The organism is Comamonas testosteroni (assembly GCF_030505195.1).
In the GTDB taxonomy this organism is placed as follows: Bacteria; Pseudomonadota; Gammaproteobacteria; order Burkholderiales; family Burkholderiaceae_C; genus Comamonas; species Comamonas testosteroni_G.
This window is the reverse complement of the sequence record NZ_CP129672.1, coordinates 164,591-184,348: the sequence shown is the minus strand read 5'-3', so window position 1 is coordinate 184,348 and position 19,758 is coordinate 164,591. Positions and strand designations below refer to the sequence as shown.

The 19,758-nt window shown below is 61.7% G+C and carries 15 protein-coding genes; 5 read left to right on the top strand and 10 right to left on the bottom strand.

Annotated features, from left to right (window positions below; all coding sequences use genetic code 11):
• Nucleotides 1-43 precede the first annotated feature (43 nt).
• Nucleotides 44-2,122, top strand: coding sequence for an ATP-dependent DNA helicase (locus QYQ99_RS00770; RefSeq protein ID WP_302090983.1), 2,079 nt, complete (start codon nucleotides 44-46; stop codon nucleotides 2,120-2,122).
• Nucleotides 2,123-2,179: 57 nt separating this feature from the next.
• Here QYQ99_RS00770 and QYQ99_RS00765 read toward each other — a convergent pair whose 3' ends face one another.
• The gene (locus tag QYQ99_RS00765) at nucleotides 2,180-2,971 is read right to left on the bottom strand and encodes an outer membrane protein assembly factor BamD (RefSeq protein WP_302090982.1); all 792 of its coding nucleotides are present in this window, start codon (nucleotides 2,969-2,971) and stop codon (nucleotides 2,180-2,182) included.
• Between the two features lie 239 nt (nucleotides 2,972-3,210).
• Here QYQ99_RS00765 and dnaE point away from each other — a divergent pair, with 239 nt between their 5' ends.
• The 3 genes from dnaE (at nucleotide 3,211) to clpA (ending at nucleotide 9,696) form a co-directional block, all read left to right on the top strand.
• On the top strand, nucleotides 3,211-6,744 hold the full coding sequence (gene dnaE / locus QYQ99_RS00760; RefSeq protein ID WP_302090981.1) for a DNA polymerase III subunit alpha: 3,534 nt from the start codon (nucleotides 3,211-3,213) through the stop codon (nucleotides 6,742-6,744).
• Between the two features lie 199 nt (nucleotides 6,745-6,943).
• The gene (clpS, locus tag QYQ99_RS00755; protein WP_034349666.1) at nucleotides 6,944-7,309 is read left to right on the top strand and encodes an ATP-dependent Clp protease adapter ClpS; all 366 of its coding nucleotides are present in this window, start codon (nucleotides 6,944-6,946) and stop codon (nucleotides 7,307-7,309) included.
• A gap of 62 nt (nucleotides 7,310-7,371) precedes the next feature.
• On the top strand, nucleotides 7,372-9,696 hold the full coding sequence (clpA, locus tag QYQ99_RS00750) for an ATP-dependent Clp protease ATP-binding subunit ClpA (protein ID WP_302090980.1): 2,325 nt from the start codon (nucleotides 7,372-7,374) through the stop codon (nucleotides 9,694-9,696).
• A gap of 379 nt (nucleotides 9,697-10,075) precedes the next feature.
• On the opposite strand, the gene QYQ99_RS00745 is transcribed toward clpA, so the two are convergent.
• The 9 genes from QYQ99_RS00745 to cyoA all read right to left on the bottom strand — a co-directional run bounded on the left by QYQ99_RS00745 (nucleotide 10,076) and on the right by cyoA (nucleotide 17,977).
• On the bottom strand, nucleotides 10,076-10,327 hold the full coding sequence (locus QYQ99_RS00745) for a hypothetical protein (protein ID WP_302090979.1): 252 nt from the start codon (nucleotides 10,325-10,327) through the stop codon (nucleotides 10,076-10,078).
• A 124-nt stretch (nucleotides 10,328-10,451) separates the two neighbouring features.
• The gene (locus QYQ99_RS00740; protein ID WP_302090978.1) at nucleotides 10,452-10,880 is read right to left on the bottom strand and encodes a polymerase; all 429 of its coding nucleotides are present in this window, start codon (nucleotides 10,878-10,880) and stop codon (nucleotides 10,452-10,454) included.
• Between the two features lie 156 nt (nucleotides 10,881-11,036).
• Entirely contained in the window at nucleotides 11,037-11,573 is a 537-nt protein-coding gene (locus QYQ99_RS00735; RefSeq protein ID WP_302090977.1) for a response regulator transcription factor, read from the bottom strand.
• Between the two features lie 15 nt (nucleotides 11,574-11,588).
• Nucleotides 11,589-12,890 (bottom strand): ATP-binding protein, encoded by a 1,302-nt coding sequence (locus QYQ99_RS00730; protein WP_302090976.1) that lies wholly within the window; start codon nucleotides 12,888-12,890, stop codon nucleotides 11,589-11,591.
• A gap of 120 nt (nucleotides 12,891-13,010) precedes the next feature.
• A complete protein-coding gene (locus QYQ99_RS00725) occupies nucleotides 13,011-13,793 on the bottom strand; it encodes an SURF1 family protein (protein ID WP_302090975.1) in 783 nt (260 codons plus the stop codon).
• Nucleotides 13,794-13,801: 8 nt separating this feature from the next.
• Nucleotides 13,802-14,227, bottom strand: coding sequence for a cytochrome o ubiquinol oxidase subunit IV (gene cyoD / locus QYQ99_RS00720; RefSeq protein WP_302090974.1), 426 nt, complete (start codon nucleotides 14,225-14,227; stop codon nucleotides 13,802-13,804).
• The gene (cyoC, locus tag QYQ99_RS00715) at nucleotides 14,228-14,860 is read right to left on the bottom strand and encodes a cytochrome o ubiquinol oxidase subunit III (RefSeq protein ID WP_003055501.1); all 633 of its coding nucleotides are present in this window, start codon (nucleotides 14,858-14,860) and stop codon (nucleotides 14,228-14,230) included.
• Nucleotides 14,853-16,859: a cytochrome o ubiquinol oxidase subunit I gene (cyoB, locus tag QYQ99_RS00710; protein ID WP_302090973.1), complete on the bottom strand. Its 2,007-nt coding sequence runs from the start codon at nucleotides 16,857-16,859 to the stop codon at nucleotides 14,853-14,855. The genes cyoC and cyoB overlap by 8 nt, the downstream gene beginning before the upstream one ends.
• A 62-nt stretch (nucleotides 16,860-16,921) precedes the next feature.
• On the bottom strand, nucleotides 16,922-17,977 hold the full coding sequence (gene cyoA / locus QYQ99_RS00705; RefSeq protein WP_302090972.1) for a ubiquinol oxidase subunit II: 1,056 nt from the start codon (nucleotides 17,975-17,977) through the stop codon (nucleotides 16,922-16,924).
• 338 nt (nucleotides 17,978-18,315) lie between these two features.
• Here cyoA and QYQ99_RS00700 point away from each other — a divergent pair, with 338 nt between their 5' ends.
• Nucleotides 18,316-19,656 (top strand): MFS transporter, encoded by a 1,341-nt coding sequence (locus QYQ99_RS00700; RefSeq protein WP_302090971.1) that lies wholly within the window; start codon nucleotides 18,316-18,318, stop codon nucleotides 19,654-19,656.
• Nucleotides 19,657-19,758: the final 102 nt, after the last annotated feature.

The following is a 19,758-nucleotide window of genomic DNA, read 5'->3' as shown; positions in this document are numbered from 1 at the left end:
TGTGAGCTTGAGCTGACTTGGCTTGTTGGAAGGTGAAACGGTTTTGACTCATTTGCAGGAGGCGGTCGCGCAGGTGTTTGCGCAGCAAGGTGCGCTCTCGCTGGCCGAGCCCGCATTCACGCCGCGCCCAGGCCAGACCCGCATGGCGCTGGCTGTGGTTCAGGCCATAGAGGAGGGCGGGGTGCTGGTGGTGGAGGCAGGCACGGGTGTTGGCAAGACCTACGCTTATCTGGTGCCGGCCTTGCTCAGCGGCCAGCGCGTGCTGGTGTCCACGGCCACCAAGGCGCTGCAGGACCAGTTGTTTGCCCGTGATCTTCCGCGTCTGGTTCATGGCCTGGGCCTGCCTCTGCGCATGGCCAGGCTCAAGGGGCGTTCTTCCTATCTGTGCACGGAGCGGCTGGAGCGTGTGCGCCAGGGCCGCACGGCTCCCCAGGATCCGCAGGTGCTGCGCGCCGTGGCGGATGTGGAGCGCTGGGCCAGGGTCACGCGTACCGGTGATCTGGCCGAACTGACGGCGCTGGATGAGCGCTCCCCGGTGATGCCCTTGGTGAGCTCCACCAAGGACAATTGCATGGGCTCCGACTGCCCGCACTGGCAGGACTGCCATGTCAACCAGGCGCGTCAGCAAGCGTTGGAGGCCGACGTGGTGGTGGTCAACCATCACCTGCTGTTTGCCGATCTCGATGTGCGCGACAGCGGCATGGCTCGTCTTTTGCCCAACACCGGCGTGGTGGTGATCGATGAAGCCCATCAGCTCAACGACATCGGCGTGCAGTTTGCCGGAGAGGCCGTGTCCAGCCAGCAGTTGGTGGGGTACGCACGTGATGCCCTTCGGCTGACGCAGGAGCATGCCCGCGGCATGGCCGACTGGCTGGTGCTCTGCGCCACGCTGGAGCAGGCCATGCGTGAGCTGCGCCTGCAGGCAGGCAAGCCTCCGGTCGGAGGGCGGCTTGCGTGGCAAGCGGTGACCCCGCAGGGACTGGATGCGGCGAAATGGCGTGCGGCACTGGTGCGGCTGGGGCAGAGCCTGCGTGCCCTGTTGATTCCACTCTCAAGCCTGGAGGGTGCAGGGGTCGAGTTGCAGCGTCTGTATGAGCGCGGCGCAGAGTTGCTCGCGCGACTGGCACGCTTTGCTGCACCTGCGGATGATGAATGCGTGCGCTGGCTGGAGATAGGTGCGCAGTATCTGCGCATGCTGGAGTCTCCGCTGTCGATTGCCCGCGTCATGCAGCAGCGGCTGCTTCAGCGCTCGCTGGAGGATGCCGGCACGGACCAGGGCGATGAGCCCGATCCTTCAAGGAAAAAGGCCTGGATTTTCACCTCTGCCACTTTGGGCAATGACGCGCAGCTGAGCTGGTTTGTCGAGTCCTGCGGCCTGCGCGGCGCTCAGGTGTTACAGGTGGAAAGCCCGTTTGACTACCATCGGCAAGCCGGCGTCTATGTGCCCCAGCCCTTTGCTGCGGCCGGCAGCGCACAGCACAGCCAGCAGGTCGCCCAGCTGGTGCTGGATGCAGCGCAGCGCATAGGCGGGCGCACCCTGGTGCTGACCACCACACTCAAGGCCCTGCATGCGATCAGCGCCTCGCTGCGCACCAGCCTGGGCCTGTTTACAGATCTGGATGTGCTGGTTCAGGGCGAGGCACCCAAGCTGGCCTTGATTGAGCGCTTTATGGCCGCCGGGGCAGTTGCTGGGCGTGGAGCTGTTCTGGTGGCTTCCGCCACTTTCTGGGAGGGGGTGGACCTGCCCGGCGACATGCTGCAGCTGGTGGTGATCGACAAGCTTCCGTTTCCGCCACCTGACGACCCCCTGGTCGAAGCCCGCTCGCGACTGCTGGAGAGCGTGGGGCGAGGGGCGTTTCATGATTACATGCTGCCCGAGGCGGCACTGGCCCTCAAGCAAGGGGCTGGACGCCTGATCCGTAGTGAGGCCGATCGTGGCGTGCTGGTCATCTGCGACAGTCGCTTGATGACTATGGGCTATGGCGCGCAGTTGATGTCGGCCTTGCCTCCCATGCGCGTGCTGGGCAGTCAGCCGGAATTCGAGGCGGCGCTGCAGCAGTTGACGATGCAACGCGCCAGGCGTGACGGCGAGCAGACGCCGGTGCAGGATTCAGAGACGTAGCAATGAAAAAAGGATGCGATTGACGCATCCTTTTGTCCTTTGGGCGGCAAACGTTGCTTACCAGAGCTTCCACCAGGATTCTTTTTTCTTCTCTACGTTTTGTTCGGTGTTGGCGCCATAGCTGCTCTCCAGCACGCGCTGGGCGTCGTCACGCAGCTGAGTCATGCCCAGGGCGTCATAGGACTTGACGAGGATCACCATGGCTTCGCGCACTGCGGGCACGTTCTGGTAGTCCCTGATGGCAGCCTGCGCACGGGCAATGGCCGCCACATAGGCGCCTCGGCTGAAGTAGTACTTGGCGACATGGACTTCGTACTGGGCCAGCGAGTTCACGATGTACTGCATGCGCTGGCGGGCATCGTCGGAGTACTTGGAATCTGGAAAGCGGGTCACCAGTTCGCGGAAGGACTCGAACGAATCCTTGGCGGCTTTCTGGTCGCGTTCGGACAGATCCTGGCGGGTCAGCCAGCCGAACATGCCCAGGTTGTCATTGAAGTTGACCAGACCCTTGAGGTAGAGGGCGTAGTCCATGGCGGGGCTGGCAGGATGCAGCTTGGTGAAGCGGTCCAGCGTGGCCAGAGCCTGCACTTTTTCGCCGGCCTTGTACTGGGCATACGCTTTTTCCAGCTGGGCCTGCTGGGCCAGCGGCGTGCCGGCAGCACGGCCTTCGAGCTTCTCGAACAGCGGCACGGCCTTGTCATAGGCGCCGGAGGAAGATTCATCGCGCGCTTCGGTATAGATGCGCTCGGGTGTCCACTTGGCCGTCGGGTCGTCCTTGGTGCTGGAGCATCCCGCCAGCGTGGCGGCGATTAACACGGCAGGGACTAGAGTCAGTGAAATACGCGGCATGGTGGACAGTTTTCTGACGATCATTAGCGGTAATAGGAGGCAGGCCCGTCGCATCTGGCGGCAAGGCGCAAAACCTACACCATACACCACCAGGGCCGGACCTTCCTGAAAAAGGATCGACGCATTGTAATGGGCCGCCGGATCGCGCCGGCGAGTTGCTGGCGTCTTTACGCCAGGGCTCAGCGAATCTAGAGGCATTGAGTGCGCAGGGACGAAGCGCTCTTCCTACAATAGCGGCCATGTTTGTCCATCTGCGCCTGCACACCGAATTCTCCGTCGTCGACGGAACCACCCGCGTCAATGCCATGATCAAGGCCGCTGCCGAAGACGGGCAGGTGGCGATGGCCATTACCGACTTCAACAATCTGTTTGGCGGCATCAAGTTCTACCGCGAAGGTCGCGGCAAGGGCGTCAAGCCTCTGCTGGGCGCCGAGATCGTGCTCGAAGGGCTGGGCGACGCGCCGCCTTCGCGGATCATCGTTCTTGTGCAGAGCAAGCAGGGCTACCACAATATTGCCGAGCTGCTGGCCCGCGGCTGGACGCGCAATGTGGTACGTGATCAGGCGCAGCACAAGTGGGAATGGCTGCAGGAGCTGGGCGAGGGACTGATCGTGCTGTCCGGTGCGCATGCCGGCCCCGTGGGCATAGCCCTGACGCGTGGTGATGAGAAAGGTGCGGCCGAGATTGCCCAGCGCCTGGCCACCATGTTCCCGCACCGCTTCTATATCGAGCTGCAGCGCGCGGGCCGTCCCGATGACGAGTCGCATGTGCTGGCTGCTGTGAAGCTGGCCAGCCGTCTGAATCTCCCGGTGGTGGCGACACACCCGATTCAGTATGCCAAGCCCGATGATTACGAGGCACACGAGGCCCGTGTCTGCATCGCCGAAGGCGAGATCCTGGGCAATGCCAAGCGGGTGCGCAAGTTCACCCGCGAACAGTATTTCAAAACCGCTGCCGAAATGGAGCAGCTGTTTGCCGACATTCCGAGCGCGATCGAGAACACGGTGGAAATTGCCCGCCGCTGCAGCCTGACGCTGGAGCTGGGCAACCCGCAACTGCCCAACTTCCCCGTGCCTGATGGCATGACCATGGACGAGTTCTTCCGCCATGAGTCCTACCAGGGGCTGGAAGAGCGTCTGGTCCACCTCTATCCCGATGCGGCCAAGCGCGACGCCCAGCGTTCGCGCTATGTGGAGCGGCTGGAGTTCGAGCTGGGCACCATCATGAAGATGGGCTTTCCGGGCTACTTCCTCATCGTGTCGGACTTTATCAAGTGGGCCAAGGCCAATGGCTGCCCAGTGGGGCCGGGTCGCGGCTCGGGTGCCGGCTCGCTGGTGGCTTATGTGCTCAAGGTGACCGATCTCGACCCGCTGGAATACAACTTGCTGTTCGAGCGTTTCCTGAACCCGGAGCGCGTGTCCATGCCCGACTTTGACGTGGACTTCTGCCAGCAGAACCGCGACCGCGTGATCGACTATGTCAAGGACCGCTACGGGCGCGACGCCGTCAGCCAGATCGCCACCTTCGGCACCATGGCCGCGCGGGCGGCCATCCGCGACGTGGGCCGCGTGCTGGACATGAGCTACACCTTCTGCGACGGCATCTCCAAGCTGATCCCGAACAAGCCCGGCCTGCATGTCACGCTCAAGTACCCGCCCAATCCGCCCAAGGAAGGCGACAAATACACATACGCCATCAAGGAGGAGCCGATTCTGGCCGAGCGCATCGAGCGCGAGGAGGACGTCAAGACCCTGATCGAGATGGCGCAGAGCCTGGAGGGCATGACGCGAAACATCGGCATGCACGCCGGCGGCGTGGTGATTGCGCCGGGCCGCCTGGCCGATTTCTGCCCGCTGTACCAGCAGCCCGGCAGTACCTCGGCCGTGGCCATGTACGACAAGGACGACGTGGAAGCCGTGGGCCTGGTGAAGTTCGACTTCTTGGGCCTGGCCACGCTGACGATTCTGGAGATTGCGCGCGAATTCATCATGAAGCGCCACAAGGGCCAGGAGAACTTCCAGTTCGAGAACATTCCGCTGGACGACTACCCGACCTACAAGCTGTTCTCCGACGGCAAGACCGAAGCCGTTTTCCAGTTTGAATCGCGCGGCATGCAGCAGATGCTCAAGGAGGCCAAGCCCTCGCGCCTGGAAGACCTGATTGCGCTGAACGCCCTCTACCGTCCCGGCCCCATGGACCTGATTCCCACCTTCATTGCCCGCAAGCACGGGCAGGAAGTCGTGGAGTACCCGCATCCGCTGGTCGAGTCGGTGCTGGCCGAAACCTACGGCATCATGGTCTACCAGGAGCAGGTGATGCAGACCGCCCAGGTGCTTGGCGGCTACTCGCTGGGTGGCGCCGACTTGCTGCGCCGTGCCATGGGCAAGAAGAAGGTCGAGGAGATGGTCAAGCACCGGGCCATCTTCCGCGAAGGCGCAGCCAAGAACGGACTGAGCGAGGAAAAGGCCGACGAGGTCTTTGACTTGATGGAGAAGTTCGCGGGCTACGGCTTCAACAAGTCGCACGCGGCAGCCTACTCCCTGCTGGCCTATCACACGGGCTGGCTCAAGGTGCACTACACGGCCGAGTTCTACTGCGGCAATATGACCGTGGAAATGGACAACACCGACAAGCTCAAGGTGTTGTACGAGGACGCGCTCAAGATGGGCATCACTTTCGAGATGCCCGATGTGAACCGCGGCGTGCACCGCTTCGAGCCGGTGACCGACAAGGTCATACGCTATGGCCTTGGAGCCATCAAGGGAACAGGGCAGGCGGCTATCGAAGCCATCGTGGCCGCGCGCAACGGCGAGGGCACAGGCCCCAACGGCCACGAGAAGGGACCGTTCAAGAGCCTGTTCGACTTCTGCCTGCGCGTGGATCGCAGTCGCATCAACAAGCGGACGGTGGAAGCGCTGATCAAGGGCGGCGCCTTTGATTCGATAGACATGAACCGCGCCTCGCTGATGGCGACGCTGGACACGGCCTTCGGCTTTGCTGCCACGTCGATTGCCAACGCCGACCAGGGTGGCCTGTTCGACATGATGGGCGATGATGCGCTGGGCTCGAGCACGGCGGAGCCACCCATGGCCGATGTGCTGCCCTGGGGCGTCAAGGAAAAGCTGACGCTGGAAAAAACGGCCATCGGCTTTTATCTGACGGGCCATCTGTTCGACGAGGTCGAGGCCGAAGTGCGCCGTTTCGTGCGCACCCCGATCGGCGAGATGCAGGGCAGCCGCGAGCCGCAGACCATGGCCGGCATCATCGGCGGTCTGCGCACCATCAACGGCCAGCGTGGCAAGCTCAGCATCTTCACGCTGGACGACAAATCTGCGGTGATCGAAGCTTCCGTCGACGAAAAAACCATGGCTGCCTGCGCCGAAGTGCTCAAGGAGGACGAGTTTGTCGTGGTTTCGGGGCGTCTGCAGCCCGACCGCTTCAGCGGCGGCCTGCGCATGAAGGTGCAGCAGATGTGGAGCCTGGCCGATGCACGCTGCCGTTTTGCGCGCTATCTGCAGGTCAGCGTCGGGGAGAAGATGCCCGATGTGCCGGCGCTGCTGCGCCAGTTCCCGGCCAAGGTCGAGGAAACCGAGAGCGGCAATATCAACCATGGCGTGAAAGTGCGCCTGGACCTGATCTGCCGGGATGGGCGCGGCTCGGCCAGTTGCGAGCTGGCGCTGGGCGAGAGCAGCCGCTTCTATCCGTCGGATGCCGCACTGGCCGCCTGGTATGGCTCGGCTGCTGCCGGTCAGGTCAAAGTGGTTTATGAATAAAAAGCATGGGCTGCCTTTTCGAGCTGCTTGCACTCGAATGTCGGATAGGAGCCCTTTTTTTTGATAGCGCAGAGCGCTTGCTGGGTAAGGGATCTCCATGGATTTCCCTTGGTTTTGCCAATTTTGCTTTCAGCCGCCTTGAAATCCCTAACAATGCTATGCATATGCCAGCGCAAAAACATTGCAACGGCTCGCTAGAATGGATTTCATGGCTACCCAACTCCCATCAATTCCCCCGGTCTCGCCAGCGATCAGAACGCCTGACGATGGAGATTCCTTGGTGCTTGAACGGCGCCGCCAGCGGCTGCAGCCGCCACGCATGTATCAGGTGGTGATGCTCAACGACGACTTCACGCCCATGGAGTTCGTGATTGCCGTGCTGCAGGAGCTGTTCGGCAAGGACCGCGAATCGGCCACGCAGATCATGCTCAAGATTCATTTGGACGGCCGTGGTGTCTGCGGCGTCTACAGCCAGGATGTGGCGGCGACAAAAGTCGAGCAGGTATTGCAGGCGGCCCAGAAAGCGGGCCATCCGTTGCAGGCCACATTCGAGCCTGTTGAATAAGCGCAGTCCGCCCTCAGATTAGTTAGCACAGAGTCAACCAAGCAAGCCGAAAGGAGTCGCACATGATCGCTCAAGAACTGGAAGTCAGCTTGCACATGGCGTTTGTCGAGGCCCGTCAGCAGCGCCACGAGTTCATCACCGTGGAGCATCTGCTGCTCGCCCTGCTGGACAACCCCAGTGCAGCTGAAGTGCTGCGCGCATGCGCGGCCAACATAGACGACCTGCGTTCATCGCTGTCCAACTTCATCAAGGACAACACACCGCAGGTGGACGGCACCGAAGAGGTGGATACGCAGCCCACGCTGGGATTCCAGCGTGTGATTCAGCGCGCCATCATGCATGTGCAGTCCACAGGCAATGGCAAGAAGGAGGTGACGGGTGCCAATGTGCTCGTGGCCATCTTCGGCGAAAAGGACTCCCATGCCGTGTACTACCTGCACCAGCAGGGCGTGACGCGCCTGGACGTGGTCAACTTCATTGCTCATGGCATCAAGAAGGGCGAGCCGCCCGAGCCAGCCAAGGCCGAATCTCCCTCGGAGAGCGAAGAAGGCGCCGCTGGCGAGCGCAATGAAAAGGCCTCGCCGCTGGAGCAGTTCACGCTCAACCTGAATGTGGCCGCCAAGGAAGGCAAGATCGATCCGCTGATCGGGCGCGAGTACGAGGTCGAGCGCACCATCCAGATCCTGTGCCGCCGCCGCAAGAACAACCCGCTGCTGGTGGGCGAGGCCGGTGTGGGCAAGACGGCCATTGCCGAGGGTCTGGCCTGGCGCATCACCGAAGGCACGGTGCCCGAGGTGCTCAAGGATGGCGTGGTCTACTCGCTGGATATGGGCGCGCTGCTGGCCGGCACCAAGTACCGCGGCGATTTCGAGCAGCGCCTCAAGGGCGTGCTCAAGTCGCTCAAGGACAAGCCGCATGCCATCCTGTTCATCGACGAGATCCACACGCTGATCGGCGCCGGTGCGGCTTCGGGCGGCACGCTGGATGCGTCCAATCTGCTCAAGCCCGCGCTGTCCAGCGGTCAGCTGCGCTGCATCGGTGCGACCACGTTCACGGAATACCGTGGCATCTTCGAGAAAGACGCGGCCCTGTCGCGCCGTTTCCAGAAGGTGGATGTGGTCGAGCCAACCGTGGCCGAGACCGTGGACATCCTCAAGGGCCTGAAGTCGCGCTTCGAGGAGCACCACAGCATCACCTACGAGCAGGACGCCCTGCAGGCGGCGGCCGAGCTGTCGGCCAAGTACATCAATGACCGTCACCTGCCCGACAAGGCCATCGACGTGATCGACGAGGCGGGCGCTGCCCAGCGCATTGCCCCCGAAGCTCAGCGCAAGCAGACCATCGGCAAGGCCGAGATCGAAGCCATCGTGGCCAAGATCGCCCGCATTCCGCCTGCCAACGTCAGCAACGACGACCGCAGCAAGCTGCAGACGCTGGAGCGTGACTTGAAGAGCGTGGTCTTCGGCCAGGACAAGGCGCTGGAGGTGCTGGCGTCCGCCGTCAAGATGGCGCGCTCGGGTCTGGGCAAGCCGGACAAGCCGATCGGCTCCTTCCTGTTCTCCGGCCCCACGGGCGTCGGCAAGACGGAAGCTGCCAAGCAGCTGGCCTACATCCTGGGCGTGGACCTGATCCGCTTCGACATGTCCGAGTACATGGAGCGTCATGCCGTCAGCCGACTGATCGGCGCGCCTCCCGGCTATGTGGGCTTTGACCAGGGCGGTCTGCTGACCGAGGCCGTGACCAAGAAGCCGCATTCGGTGCTGCTGCTCGACGAAATCGAGAAAGCGCATCCGGACATCTTCAACGTGCTGCTGCAGGTCATGGATCACGGCACGCTGACCGACAACAACGGGCGCAAGGCCGACTTCCGCAACGTGATCATCATCATGACCACGAATGCGGGTGCCGAGACCATGAACAAGGCCACCATCGGTTTCACGAATCCGCGTGAGGCCGGCGATGAAATGGGCGATATCAAGCGCCTGTTCACGCCTGAGTTCCGCAACCGTCTGGATGCCATCGTCAGCTTCAAGCCGCTGGACGAGCAGATCATCTTGCGCGTGGTCGACAAGTTCCTGCTGCAACTGGAGCAGCAACTGGCCGAGAAGAAGGTGGACGTCACCTTCAGCGACGAGCTGCGCAAGCACCTGGCCAAGAAGGGCTTCGATCCGCTCATGGGTGCACGCCCCATGCAGCGCCTGATCCAGGACACCATCCGCCGCTCGCTGGCCGATGAGCTGCTGTTCGGTCGTCTGACCAACGGCGGGCGCCTGGAAGTGGATTGGGACGAAGCGGGCAACGAAGGCAAGGGTGATGTCAAGCTCACCATTACCGAGTTGCCCAAGGACGCCTCCAAGGCCGAGCCCGAGCAGGTAGTGGCCGATTAAGGCAAGCCATGAAGGCTTTTGCCGGCGTCCGTGAGGGGCGCTGAGACCAGAAACCGGCAGTGGAGACACTGCCGGTTTTTTGTTGCCGGTCTGGCCTGTGTTTGCTCTCTTTATAGGAGCTTCTGTCGCATGTTCTGCATGAAACCCAGGTACTTTTGTATCTGAATTTCCCTAAAGGAGAGCGAAGCCAGCTATGAATGATGATTCAGCGGTCGGGGCCGATGAGCTGGCGCTGGCGGATGCAGTAGCGGCCACGGCTTTTTCGGCGTGGGCGGTCTGAGCGGAGGCAGGCTTTGGCGCAGATGTTCTGTGCTGCGGCGCACGACCGTGCTGCGCGCACGATAGCGCCGCAGGTCGATGCCCAGGCGCAGCAGCCTGATCAATCACGCAGGTACAGAAGCAGCATGAAGACCGGTGTGCCGGCCAGAACGCCGATGATGGAGAACAAGGGGCCGTAAACAAGCAGGCTTATCTCCAGGGCACGCAAGCATCCCGAGATGCCCTCATTCAGGCAGCTGACCCCGTCGGGCGGCAGCAAGATGCTGTGAAACGGCAGAAAAAGCGCCGCCACGGCCACACCGGCAAGCAGTGCCAGCAAGGCGGAGAAAACAAGTCGGCCCAGGGTTTTCATGATGTGCGTGTCCGGCGCCACTATAGCTGGCTGCGCTGTGAATGCCGGGATGGCGCGGGAACAATGGCGCTGGAGCCTGTCTAGTGCTTGTCTAGGGCTTGTCTAGGGCTTGTCTAGGGCTTGTCTAGGGCTTGTCTACCATGCCGCGTGCCGCCTGGCTGATGAAGTTGAGAGCAGCGACGATGATGCCTTTGCTGAGCGGCAGCAAGGCGAAAAACAGGAAAAAGAGGTGATTGACCTGCCACATCGGCATGGTGCGCAGATGTGCGAGCCAGCTTTGAACATGGCCGCCGGCCACGGCAGTCGCGATGGCGGCGGCAAGCAGGGCCACAAGCGCCACGGCCAGGGCCTTGGCATGCTTGGATGCGCGCTCGAAGGCGAGCGTGGCAGGGCGGATCAGGCAGCAGCCAAAGGCCAGGGCGCAGAGAAAAGGCACCAGGTCCACGGCTTCGCCGCGCACCAGCCAGGGCAGGGCAGTTGCATAGGACAGAGCCAGCAGGCCGAGGCCGATGGCTCCTATGAGTCGGGGTTGCCGCTGTGGCTGCTGCTTCATGGGCACCTGCCTGTGCGCTGGGGCGAGGCGATGAAACCAATGAAAAAAGGAGCTGCTATCGCTTGCTGCATAACGATTTAAGATACTTTTGTATTTGAAAGTCAATACTGATAAGCGGTATAAGCTATCAATATTGATGCTTGAGTCTGACGCCAGTCACTTGACCTGGCGTTTTTCCAGCTTGCGCGCCAGGGTGCGCCGGTGCATGCCCAGGCGGCGTGCGGCCTCGGAGATATTGAAGCCGGACTCGGCCAGGGTCTCGTGAATATGCTCCCATTCCAGCGTCTTGATGGAGGTGGTCTGGCTGCTGACCTCCACGTCGGTGCGCCCCTCGACCCGCCCGAAGGCGGCTTCGATATCGTCGGTATTCGAGGGCTTGGCCAGGTAGTGGCAGGCGCCGAGCTTGACGGCTTCCACGGCCGTGGCAATGCTGGCGTAGCCGGTGAGAACGACGATGAGCGCATCGGGGTTGTGCAGATGCAGCATCTGCACGCAGTTCAGGCCCGATGCATTGCCGGCCAGCTTCAGGTCCATGACCGCATATTGCGGCCGGTGCTGGGTCAGCATCTGCTGCACTTCCTCGCCGCTGGTGGCATGCAGCACGCGGTAGCCCCGGCGCTCGAACGAGCGCTTGAGCGTGCGTGCAAATGCCGCGTCATCTTCAACCAGCAGCAGTAAACGGTCTTCTACCATGCAAACCACAATGTCTTAAATCGCGAGAGCGGACTGGGGCAGGCTGACCTCCACCAGAGCGCCACCGCCTTGCTGAGCCGGCAGATTGCCGGCATGAACGCGGCCGCCCAGGGCGCGGGCCACGTTGGTCACCAGAAACAGGCCCAGGCCGCGACCGGGGCGCTCCTGCTTGGTGGAGACATGGCACTGGCCCAGTTGCTGCAGCACGGTGGCATCGAAGCCCGGGCCGTGGTCGCGCACCTGGATGCGTATCTGGTCTTGATCGCTGCTCAGGGTCAGCTCCACCCAGCCGGGCGAGGCTTCGAGGGCATTGTCCAGCAAATTGCAAATCATTTGCTGCAATGCAGTATCCGAGAGCATGGCGAAGTCCTTCACGCCCTGCTGGTGCAGCGCAAAGTGCTGCAGGCTGTTATGCGCCTGCCAGTGGCTGACCACGCCTTGCACAAAGCTGGCGAAGGTGGTGCTTTCCGTGCCTTCGGCCCGGGTCTCGCCGGCAGACAGCAGCACGCCCGAGACGATGGACTTGCAGCGCAGCAGCTGGCGCTGCATTTCCTGCAGGTCCTCGCGCAGGTCCTCGTCCTGCATGAGGGCCGGCATATGCTGCCAGTCGCCCAGGATCACGGACATGGTGGCCATGGGCGTGCCCAGCTCGTGTGCCGCGCCGGTGGCCAGCAGGCCCAGGCGCACGATATGTTCCTCCTCGCTGGCGCGCTGGCGCATATTGGAGATGCGCTTGTCGCGGCGGCGCGTGTTCTCGACGATGCGGGTCAGAAAGACGATGGTCAGGATGCTGGTCAACGCAAAGCTGATGAGCACGCCCACGACGTAGAGGCTGGGCAAGCCTTCCTGAGTGGCGAACTGCACATGCAGGGGCTGGTGAAACAGGGTCAGGCCCAGGACGCCGACAAAGGAGGCCGCGACCACGCACCAGGTGTAATGAGCGGGCAGCAGCACGGCACTCAGAATGCCCTGCAGCAGATACAGATAGATGAAGGGGTTGCTGGCGCCGCCGCTCAGGTACAGCTGAATGGTCAGGGCCAGCACATCGGCCAGCAGCGCATAGAAGACGCTGCGCGAGGTCACGGGGCGGTGCAGGCCCTGGCTCCAGTAGATGTAGGCCAGGTTGGTGGCGACCAGGGCCACCAGCACCAGCGCCATGGGCAGCAGGGGCAGTGCAATCTGAAAGCCGTAGTGCACCAGCGAGATGGTGACGACCTGGCCGACCACGGCAATCCAGCGCAGCTGAATCAGCAGCTGCATGTTCTGCCGCTCGGTCAGGCGCTGTACGCGAAACAGGGAATCGGAAATTTGGCTCACCGCGCAATTGTCACCGAGCAGGCCTGCCTCGGACGCCTCTGGGGCTATGCATTCGTGATGTAGGAGCAGCCCGCAGGGAGCAAAAAAAAGCGCTCCGGGGAGCGCTTTCAGAGGGAGGCATCAGTTTGCGGCAACCGCCTTGTCGTGCCGGCGCACCAGCCAGGCCGCTCCCAGCACCATGGCTGCCAGCCCATACCAGGTAAGCGCATAGACCAGATGACTGTTCGGGAACCGGATGACTGTCATGCCGGGGCGCAGGACTTCGCTGTCGGCCTCTGCCTTTGCATAGGCCGGGTTGCTGGCGGGCACGCCCTGGTCTATGAAGTAGGGGGCGGGCCTGCTCAGGCCCTGGGCCTGGGCAATGGCGGCGACATCGCGCGAGTACCACTGGGCGTTGGCGGGATCGTTCTTGCGCAGAAAGCCGCCGCCGGGCTCGCTCATGCGCATCAGGCCGATGACGGTGACGGTCTCGGCCGATGGCCCGGCTTCGGCAATCTGCTTGAGCCACTGGCTGCGCAGTTTCTCGGGCGTGAAGCCGCGGTTGACCAGAACCTGCGTGCCATCGCTCAGCTGCAGCGGCGTCATGAGCCAGAAGCCCGCACCGGCTTCGGTCAATGCCTTGGCCAGCACGCTTTGCTTGTCCAGCCATCGGCCTTGCGCCTTGACGGGCAGGTACTCGTGGCTGGCCGCATTGATCTGCGGCCATTGACCGGGCTCGGGCAACGCCACGGGGGCGCTGTGCACGCGCTGCTCCACGCGCTCGATGAGATCGAGCTTCCAGGCGCGGCGCTGCACCTGCCAGGTGCCCAGAGCCATGAACCCTAAAAACAAGGCGATGCCCACAAACGCGAGCATCGCCTTGGCGAAGGGAGAGCGCTGCCGTGCAGCGCTCTGGTTCTTCATGAGGTCAGTCAAGGTGTGACAGCAGCGGGAGCCGTGTGACCTTCGTGATCTGCATGGCCTGCGGCCTGGTGCATTTCATGACCGGGCATCATGTTGGTGTTCATGTGGAACATGACCCAAAGCGTGCCGGAGATCGCAATCGCCAGGAAGATCACCGTGAAGATGGTGGACAGCATGGTCCAGCCGCCCTGGATCTTGCCGTTCATGTGCAGGAAGTACACCATGTGCACGAGCACCTGGATCACCGCAAACAGACCCAGCACGGCCACAGCCGTGGAGCGGTCGGTGATGATGTTGTTCATGACCAGGTAGAAGGGGATGGCAGTCAGGATGACGGCCAGGATGAAACCCTTCACATAGTCGCCCATGGTGACGTGCAGGTCGTCGTGATCGTGGTGATCGTCATGACCGGCGTGGATATCGTGTGCGCTCATTTACAGCACCCCCATCAGATACACAAAGGTGAACACACCGATCCAGACCACGTCCAAGAAGTGCCAGAACATGGACAGGCAGTTGATACGGCGCACGTTCTCGTTGATCAGGCCGTGCTTCTTGATCTGGATCATCAGGGTGATCAGCCAGACCAGACCGAAGGTCACGTGGATACCGTGGGTGCCCACCAGCGTGAAGAAGGACGACAGGAAGGCGCTGCTCTGAGGCGTTGCACCTTGATGGATCAGGTGGTGGAACTCATAGAGTTCCACGGCCAGGAAGGCTGCGCCCAGCAGACCGGTGACGGCCAGCCACAGCAGCGTGCCGTTCACGTTCTTCTTTTGCTTTTGCAGCATGGCAAAGCCGAAGGTGATGGACGACATCAGCAGGAAGGCCGTGTTGACCGCGACCAGCGACAGATCGAACAGGTCCTTGCCCGAGGGGCCGCCTGCATAGCTGCGGCCCAGCACGCCATAGGTGGCGAACAGTGCGGCAAAGATCAGGCAGTCGCTCATCAGGTAGAGCCAGAAGCCCAGCGAGGTGCCGTTTTCCGGATGAGGCTCGTGCGCGAGGTGGTACTCGCGAGTAGCCAGGGCGGCTGCGCCGCCAGCGTTGATATGTGTATTAGACATGGGCTGCTGCAAGCTGCTTGGTACGTGCTTCTTCCGATGTGGCCACTTCGGCCGCAGGGATGTAGTAGTCACGCTTGTAGTTGAAGGTATGAATGATCGAGGCCAGGATGGTCGCGGCGAACGAGGCGATCGCCAGAGGCCACATGTGCCAGATCAGAGCAAAGCCCAGAACGGTGGACAGGCCGGCAATCACCACGCCGGCGCCGGTATTGGCGGGCATGTGGATGGGCTCGAAGCCGCTCAGCGGACGCTGATAGCCGTGCTTCTTCATGTCGGTCCAGGCGTCGATGTCGTGCACCACGGGGGTGAAGGCGAAGTTGTACTGGGGAGGGGGCGAGGAAGTGGCCCATTCCAGGGTGCGGCCTTCCCATGGGTCGCCGGTCACGTCACGCAGTTCGTCGCGCTTCCAGATGGACACGGCCAGCTGGATGAAGAAGCAGCCGATACCGGCAGCGATCAGGGCAGCACCGCAGGCAGCGATGATGAACCAGATCTGCAGCGAGGGATCGTCGAAGTGGTTGGCGCGGCGAGTCACGCCCATCAGACCCAGGATGTACAGGGGAGTGAAGGCAACCCAGAAGCCGACCAGCCAGAACCAGAACGAAGCCTTGCCCCAGAACTCGTTGAGTCGGAAGCCGAAAGCCTTGGGGAACCAGTAGTTGATGCCGGCAAACACGGCAAACACCACGCCGCCGATGATCACGTTGTGGAAGTGGGCGATCAGGAACAGCGAGTTGTGCAGCACGAAGTCTGCGGGAGGCACGGCCAGCAGCACGCCGGTCATGCCGCCAATGGCGAAGGTGACCATGAAGCCCACCGTCCACAGCATGGGCACCGAGAAGCGGATGCGACCGCGGTACATGGTGAACAGCCAGTTGAAGATCTTCGCGCCCGTGGGGATGGAGATGATCATCGTGGTGATACCGAAGAAGGTATTCACGCTGGCACCCGAGCCCATGGTGAAGAAGTGGTGCAGCCACACCAGGTAGGACAGGATGGTGATACACACGGTGGCGTAGACCATCGAGGTGTAGCCGAACAGGCGCTTGCGGCTGAACGTTGCCACGATTTCGGAGAACACGCCGAAGCAGGGCAGGATCAAGATGTAGACCTCGGGGTGGCCCCAGATCCAGATCAGGTTCACGTACAGCATGGGGTTGCCGCCCAGCTCGTTCGTGAAGAAGTTGGTGCCGACGTAGCGGTCCAGCGACATCAGCACCAGGGCTGCGGTCAGCACGGGGAAGGAAGCCACGATCAGGGCGTTGGTGCACAGGGCAGTCCAGGTGAAGACGGGCATCTTCATCAGGTTCATGCCGGGGGCGCGCATCTTGATGATGGTCACGATCAGGTTGATACCTGACAAGGTCGTGCCCACACCGGCGACCTGCAGGCCCCAGATGTAGTAATCCAGACCCGTTCCAGGATTCTGGTGCCCCAGATTGGACAGGGCCAGCCAGCCGGAGGTGGAGAACTCGCCCAGGAACAGGGAGATCATCACCAGCACGGCGCCGCCGGTGGTCATCCAGAAGCTGAAGTTGTTCAGGAACGGGAAGGACACGTCACGTGCGCCGATCTGCAGAGGAACCAGGTAGTTCATCAGGCCGGTCACGAAGGGCATCGCCACGAAGAAGATCATGATCACGCCATGGGCCGTGAAGATCTGGTCGTAGTGGTGAGGAGGCAGGTAGCCCATGTTGTCGCCGAAGGCCATGGACTGCTGCAGACGCATCATCACGGCATCGGCAAAGCCGCGCAGGAACATGACCAGACCGAGGATCATGTACATGATGCCGATCTTCTTGTGGTCGATGGAGGTGATCCAGTCGTTCCACAGCGGAGCCCAGAGGCGGAACTTGGTGATGCCGCCGACCACGACGAGGCCGCCAAGCACCACGGCAATAAAGGTCAAGAGCACGATGGGCTCATGCGTCATGGGAATCTGGTCCCATGTGATACGGCCCAACAGCCAGTGGGAGGCCGGGGTTGTTGTTTCAGACATGTTGAGTCTCTTTTGTCGTATTGGAGCGGCTGAGCGGTGAGCGCATCCGCACCGTGAACTACTTATTGCTGTGCGACAGCTCCGGAGGCGGCGACTTCGTCGAGCAGGGCGACAACGCGCTCAGCGTCTTGGGAAGTGCAGACATCCAGGGGCAGGGTCACGCTGGAGGTCTTGCTGTGGTGTGCAGGAGGCCTGCCGCCGGCAGCGTCGATGGCCATCATTTCGTTCATGCACATCTTGCCGTCTTCCACGCAGCGGTTGAGGACCTTCTGGTACAGGCCTTCGTCCACGCTGGCGAAGCGTTCAACGGGGTTGCGCTCGCTGGGCTTGGACAGATCGATATAGGCATCGCGTGTCAGGGCCTTGCCTTCGGTCTTGGCCTTGGCAATCCACTGATCAAACTGCTCGTTTTCCAGGCCGTGGAACTTGAAGGTCATGCCCGCAAAACCAGCGCCGCTGTAGTGAGAGGACTTGCCGCCATAGACACCGGGCTTGTTGATCACGGCGTTCAGCTCGGTCTGCATGCCGGGCATGGTGTAGATCATGCCGGCCAGATCAGGAACGTAGAACGCGTTCATGGTGTGGGTGGAGGTCAGCTTGAAGTGAATGGGGCGATCCACCGGGGCAGCCACTTCGTTGACGGTGGCAATGCCTTGCTCGGGGTAGAAGAACAGCCATTTCCAGTCCAGAGACACGACCTGGATCTCCAGGGGCTTGACGTTGGGGTCCAGAGCCTTGGTGGAGGAGATGCGGTCCAGAGGACGATAGGGGTCGAGCTTGTGGGTGCTGATCCAGGTAATGGCGCCCAAAGCGATGATGATGAGCAGGGGAACCGTCCAGATCACCAGCTCCAGTGCAGTGGAGTGGTGCCATTCGGGGTCGTATTTGGCTTCGGTGTTGGACTGGCGGTATTTCCAGGCAAACAGCAGCGTCAAAAAGATGACGGGGACGATGATGAGCAACATCAGCAAAGTGGCCGTAATGACCAGGTCGCCTTGCTGCTTGGCGACATCGCCAGCTGGGTTGAGGACGACGGCCTTGCTGCAACCTGCGAGGGTTGCAGTCAAAGCGGCCGCTGAGAGCCACGCGGGCCCACGGATTTCCTTGATTTTTAACATGCTTTGGGCGTGACAAAGTCGCGCTTAGGTGTAAACGCGGATTACTGGATCTCGGCAAATGTAATACCAAACGGTGGCTTGTCCATTGGACATTTTGTCCAAGGTCAACGTCTCGGGATTGGAAATGCGCTATGCGACAAGGGTTTAGCAGCTTTGGCGTGTGGACAAACTTTGATCTGACAGGGCTTGAAATTGTCAAATCAGCCCTCAGAAACGGGGGCTGCGCGGTGCTGGTCTGACAGTGCTCAGAGCAAAAACTCTATTGCGGCTGCACATGCTTGGGCGTAGAACTGAAAGCGTCCCCGGGACTGAAAAGTAAGACAAGGAGTTGTACCTTTATGACAAGCATGAACCCGTCCATTGGTCTTACTCAGCAAGACTATGAGAACTCGGAAACCTTGGCCTATGCGGATACCGACGAGGATGTGACCCCTGGCGAGATTGCCGTGGGGGTGATCATCGGGCGCTCTTCCGAGTACTTCGACTTCTTCGTGTTCGGCATCGCCTGCGTGCTGGTGTTTCCCTCGCTGCTGTTTCCCTACATGTCCAAGCTTGATGGCACGCTGGCTGCGTTTGCCATATTTTCGCTGGCCTTTGTGGCCCGCCCCGTGGGCACGGCGCTGTCCATGGCCGTGCAGCGCCGCTGGGGCCGTGCCACCAAGCTGACCCTGGCGCTGCTATTGCTGGGCGTGTGCACGGTGGGCATGACCTTTTTGCCCAGCTTTGAAACCGCAGGCATGAAGGCCGTCTGGGCGCTTGTGATGTTGCGCATAGGTCAGGGTCTGGCACTGGGTGGTTCCTGGGACGGACTGCCCTCGCTGCTGGCCATGTCGGCCCCGCAGAACAAGCGCGGCTGGTACTCGATGATTGGTCAGCTCGGGGCACCGCTGGGTTTCATCATTGCTGCCGCGCTGTTTGCCTTTCTGTACTCCAGCCTGACGGCCGACGAGTTCATGAGCTATGGCTGGCGCTACCCCTTCTGCGTGGCCTTCGCCATCAACGTGGTGGCGCTGTTTGCCCGCTTGCGTCTGGTTGTGGGCCAGTCCTATGCCCAGCTTCTGCAGGAGCGTGAGCTGGAGCCCATCAGCGTGAGCAGTCTCATGACCAACGAAGGCCGCAATGTGATGATCGGGGCTTTTGCCGCGCTGGCCAGCTTCGCGCTGTTTCATCTGGTGACCGTGTTCCCGCTGTCCTGGATTTCCATGTATTCCAACCAGTCCGTGACGGAGGTGCTGGTGGTGCAGATCATCGGGGCGCTGCTGGCCGGTGCGGCCATGATCCTCTCGGGCTGGCTGGCGGATCGTGTGGGTCGCCGCAACACCCTGGGCACCATGGCCTGCCTGATCGGCATCTTCAGCTTTCTGGCACCCTGGCTGCTGGGCAGCGGCAGCACCGGCAACAATGTGTTCATCCTGGTGGGCTTTGTGCTGCTGGGTCTGTCCTACGGCCAGGCCTCGGGCACGGTGACTTCCAACTTCTCGTCGCGCTACCGTTACACCGGTGCGGCCCTGTCCACGGACATGGCCTGGCTCATCGGTGCGGCGTTTGCGCCTCTGGTGGCCCTGGGTGTCTCGGCCAAGTTCGGACTGGTGGCTCTGGGTATCTATCTGCTGTCGGGTGCCTTGTGCACGCTGGCTGCACTGGGCATCAACCGTGCCATCGAGGCCCGCGATCAGTAAGAAGGTTGCGCGCTTCTCTGCAAAACGCCCGGTGTGATGCATCGGGCGTTTTTACGGATGCCGTAGCGCATGAAAAAGCCGCCTTCAAGAGGCGGCTTCTTT

What these genes read in the sequence shown, in the direction of transcription:
- QYQ99_RS00765 (WP_302090982.1), bottom strand. Translation starts at nt 2,971, where the DNA reads ATGCCGCGTATTTCACTGACTCTAGTCCCTGCCGTGTTAATCGCCGCC.
- dnaE (WP_302090981.1), top strand. Translation starts at nt 3,211, where the DNA reads ATGTTTGTCCATCTGCGCCTGCACACCGAATTCTCCGTCGTCGACGGA.
- clpS (WP_034349666.1), top strand. Translation starts at nt 6,944, where the DNA reads ATGGATTTCATGGCTACCCAACTCCCATCAATTCCCCCGGTCTCGCCA.
- clpA (WP_302090980.1), top strand. Translation starts at nt 7,372, where the DNA reads ATGATCGCTCAAGAACTGGAAGTCAGCTTGCACATGGCGTTTGTCGAG.
- QYQ99_RS00745 (WP_302090979.1), bottom strand. Translation starts at nt 10,327, where the DNA reads ATGAAAACCCTGGGCCGACTTGTTTTCTCCGCCTTGCTGGCACTGCTT.
- QYQ99_RS00740 (WP_302090978.1), bottom strand. Translation starts at nt 10,880, where the DNA reads ATGAAGCAGCAGCCACAGCGGCAACCCCGACTCATAGGAGCCATCGGC.
- QYQ99_RS00735 (WP_302090977.1), bottom strand. Translation starts at nt 11,573, where the DNA reads ATGGTAGAAGACCGTTTACTGCTGCTGGTTGAAGATGACGCGGCATTT.
- QYQ99_RS00725 (WP_302090975.1), bottom strand. Translation starts at nt 13,793, where the DNA reads ATGAAGAACCAGAGCGCTGCACGGCAGCGCTCTCCCTTCGCCAAGGCG.
- cyoD (WP_302090974.1), bottom strand. Translation starts at nt 14,227, where the DNA reads ATGAGCGCACACGATATCCACGCCGGTCATGACGATCACCACGATCAC.
- cyoC (WP_003055501.1), bottom strand. Translation starts at nt 14,860, where the DNA reads ATGTCTAATACACATATCAACGCTGGCGGCGCAGCCGCCCTGGCTACT.
- cyoB (WP_302090973.1), bottom strand. Translation starts at nt 16,859, where the DNA reads ATGTCTGAAACAACAACCCCGGCCTCCCACTGGCTGTTGGGCCGTATC.
- cyoA (WP_302090972.1), bottom strand. Translation starts at nt 17,977, where the DNA reads ATGTTAAAAATCAAGGAAATCCGTGGGCCCGCGTGGCTCTCAGCGGCC.
- QYQ99_RS00700 (WP_302090971.1), top strand. Translation starts at nt 18,316, where the DNA reads ATGACAAGCATGAACCCGTCCATTGGTCTTACTCAGCAAGACTATGAG.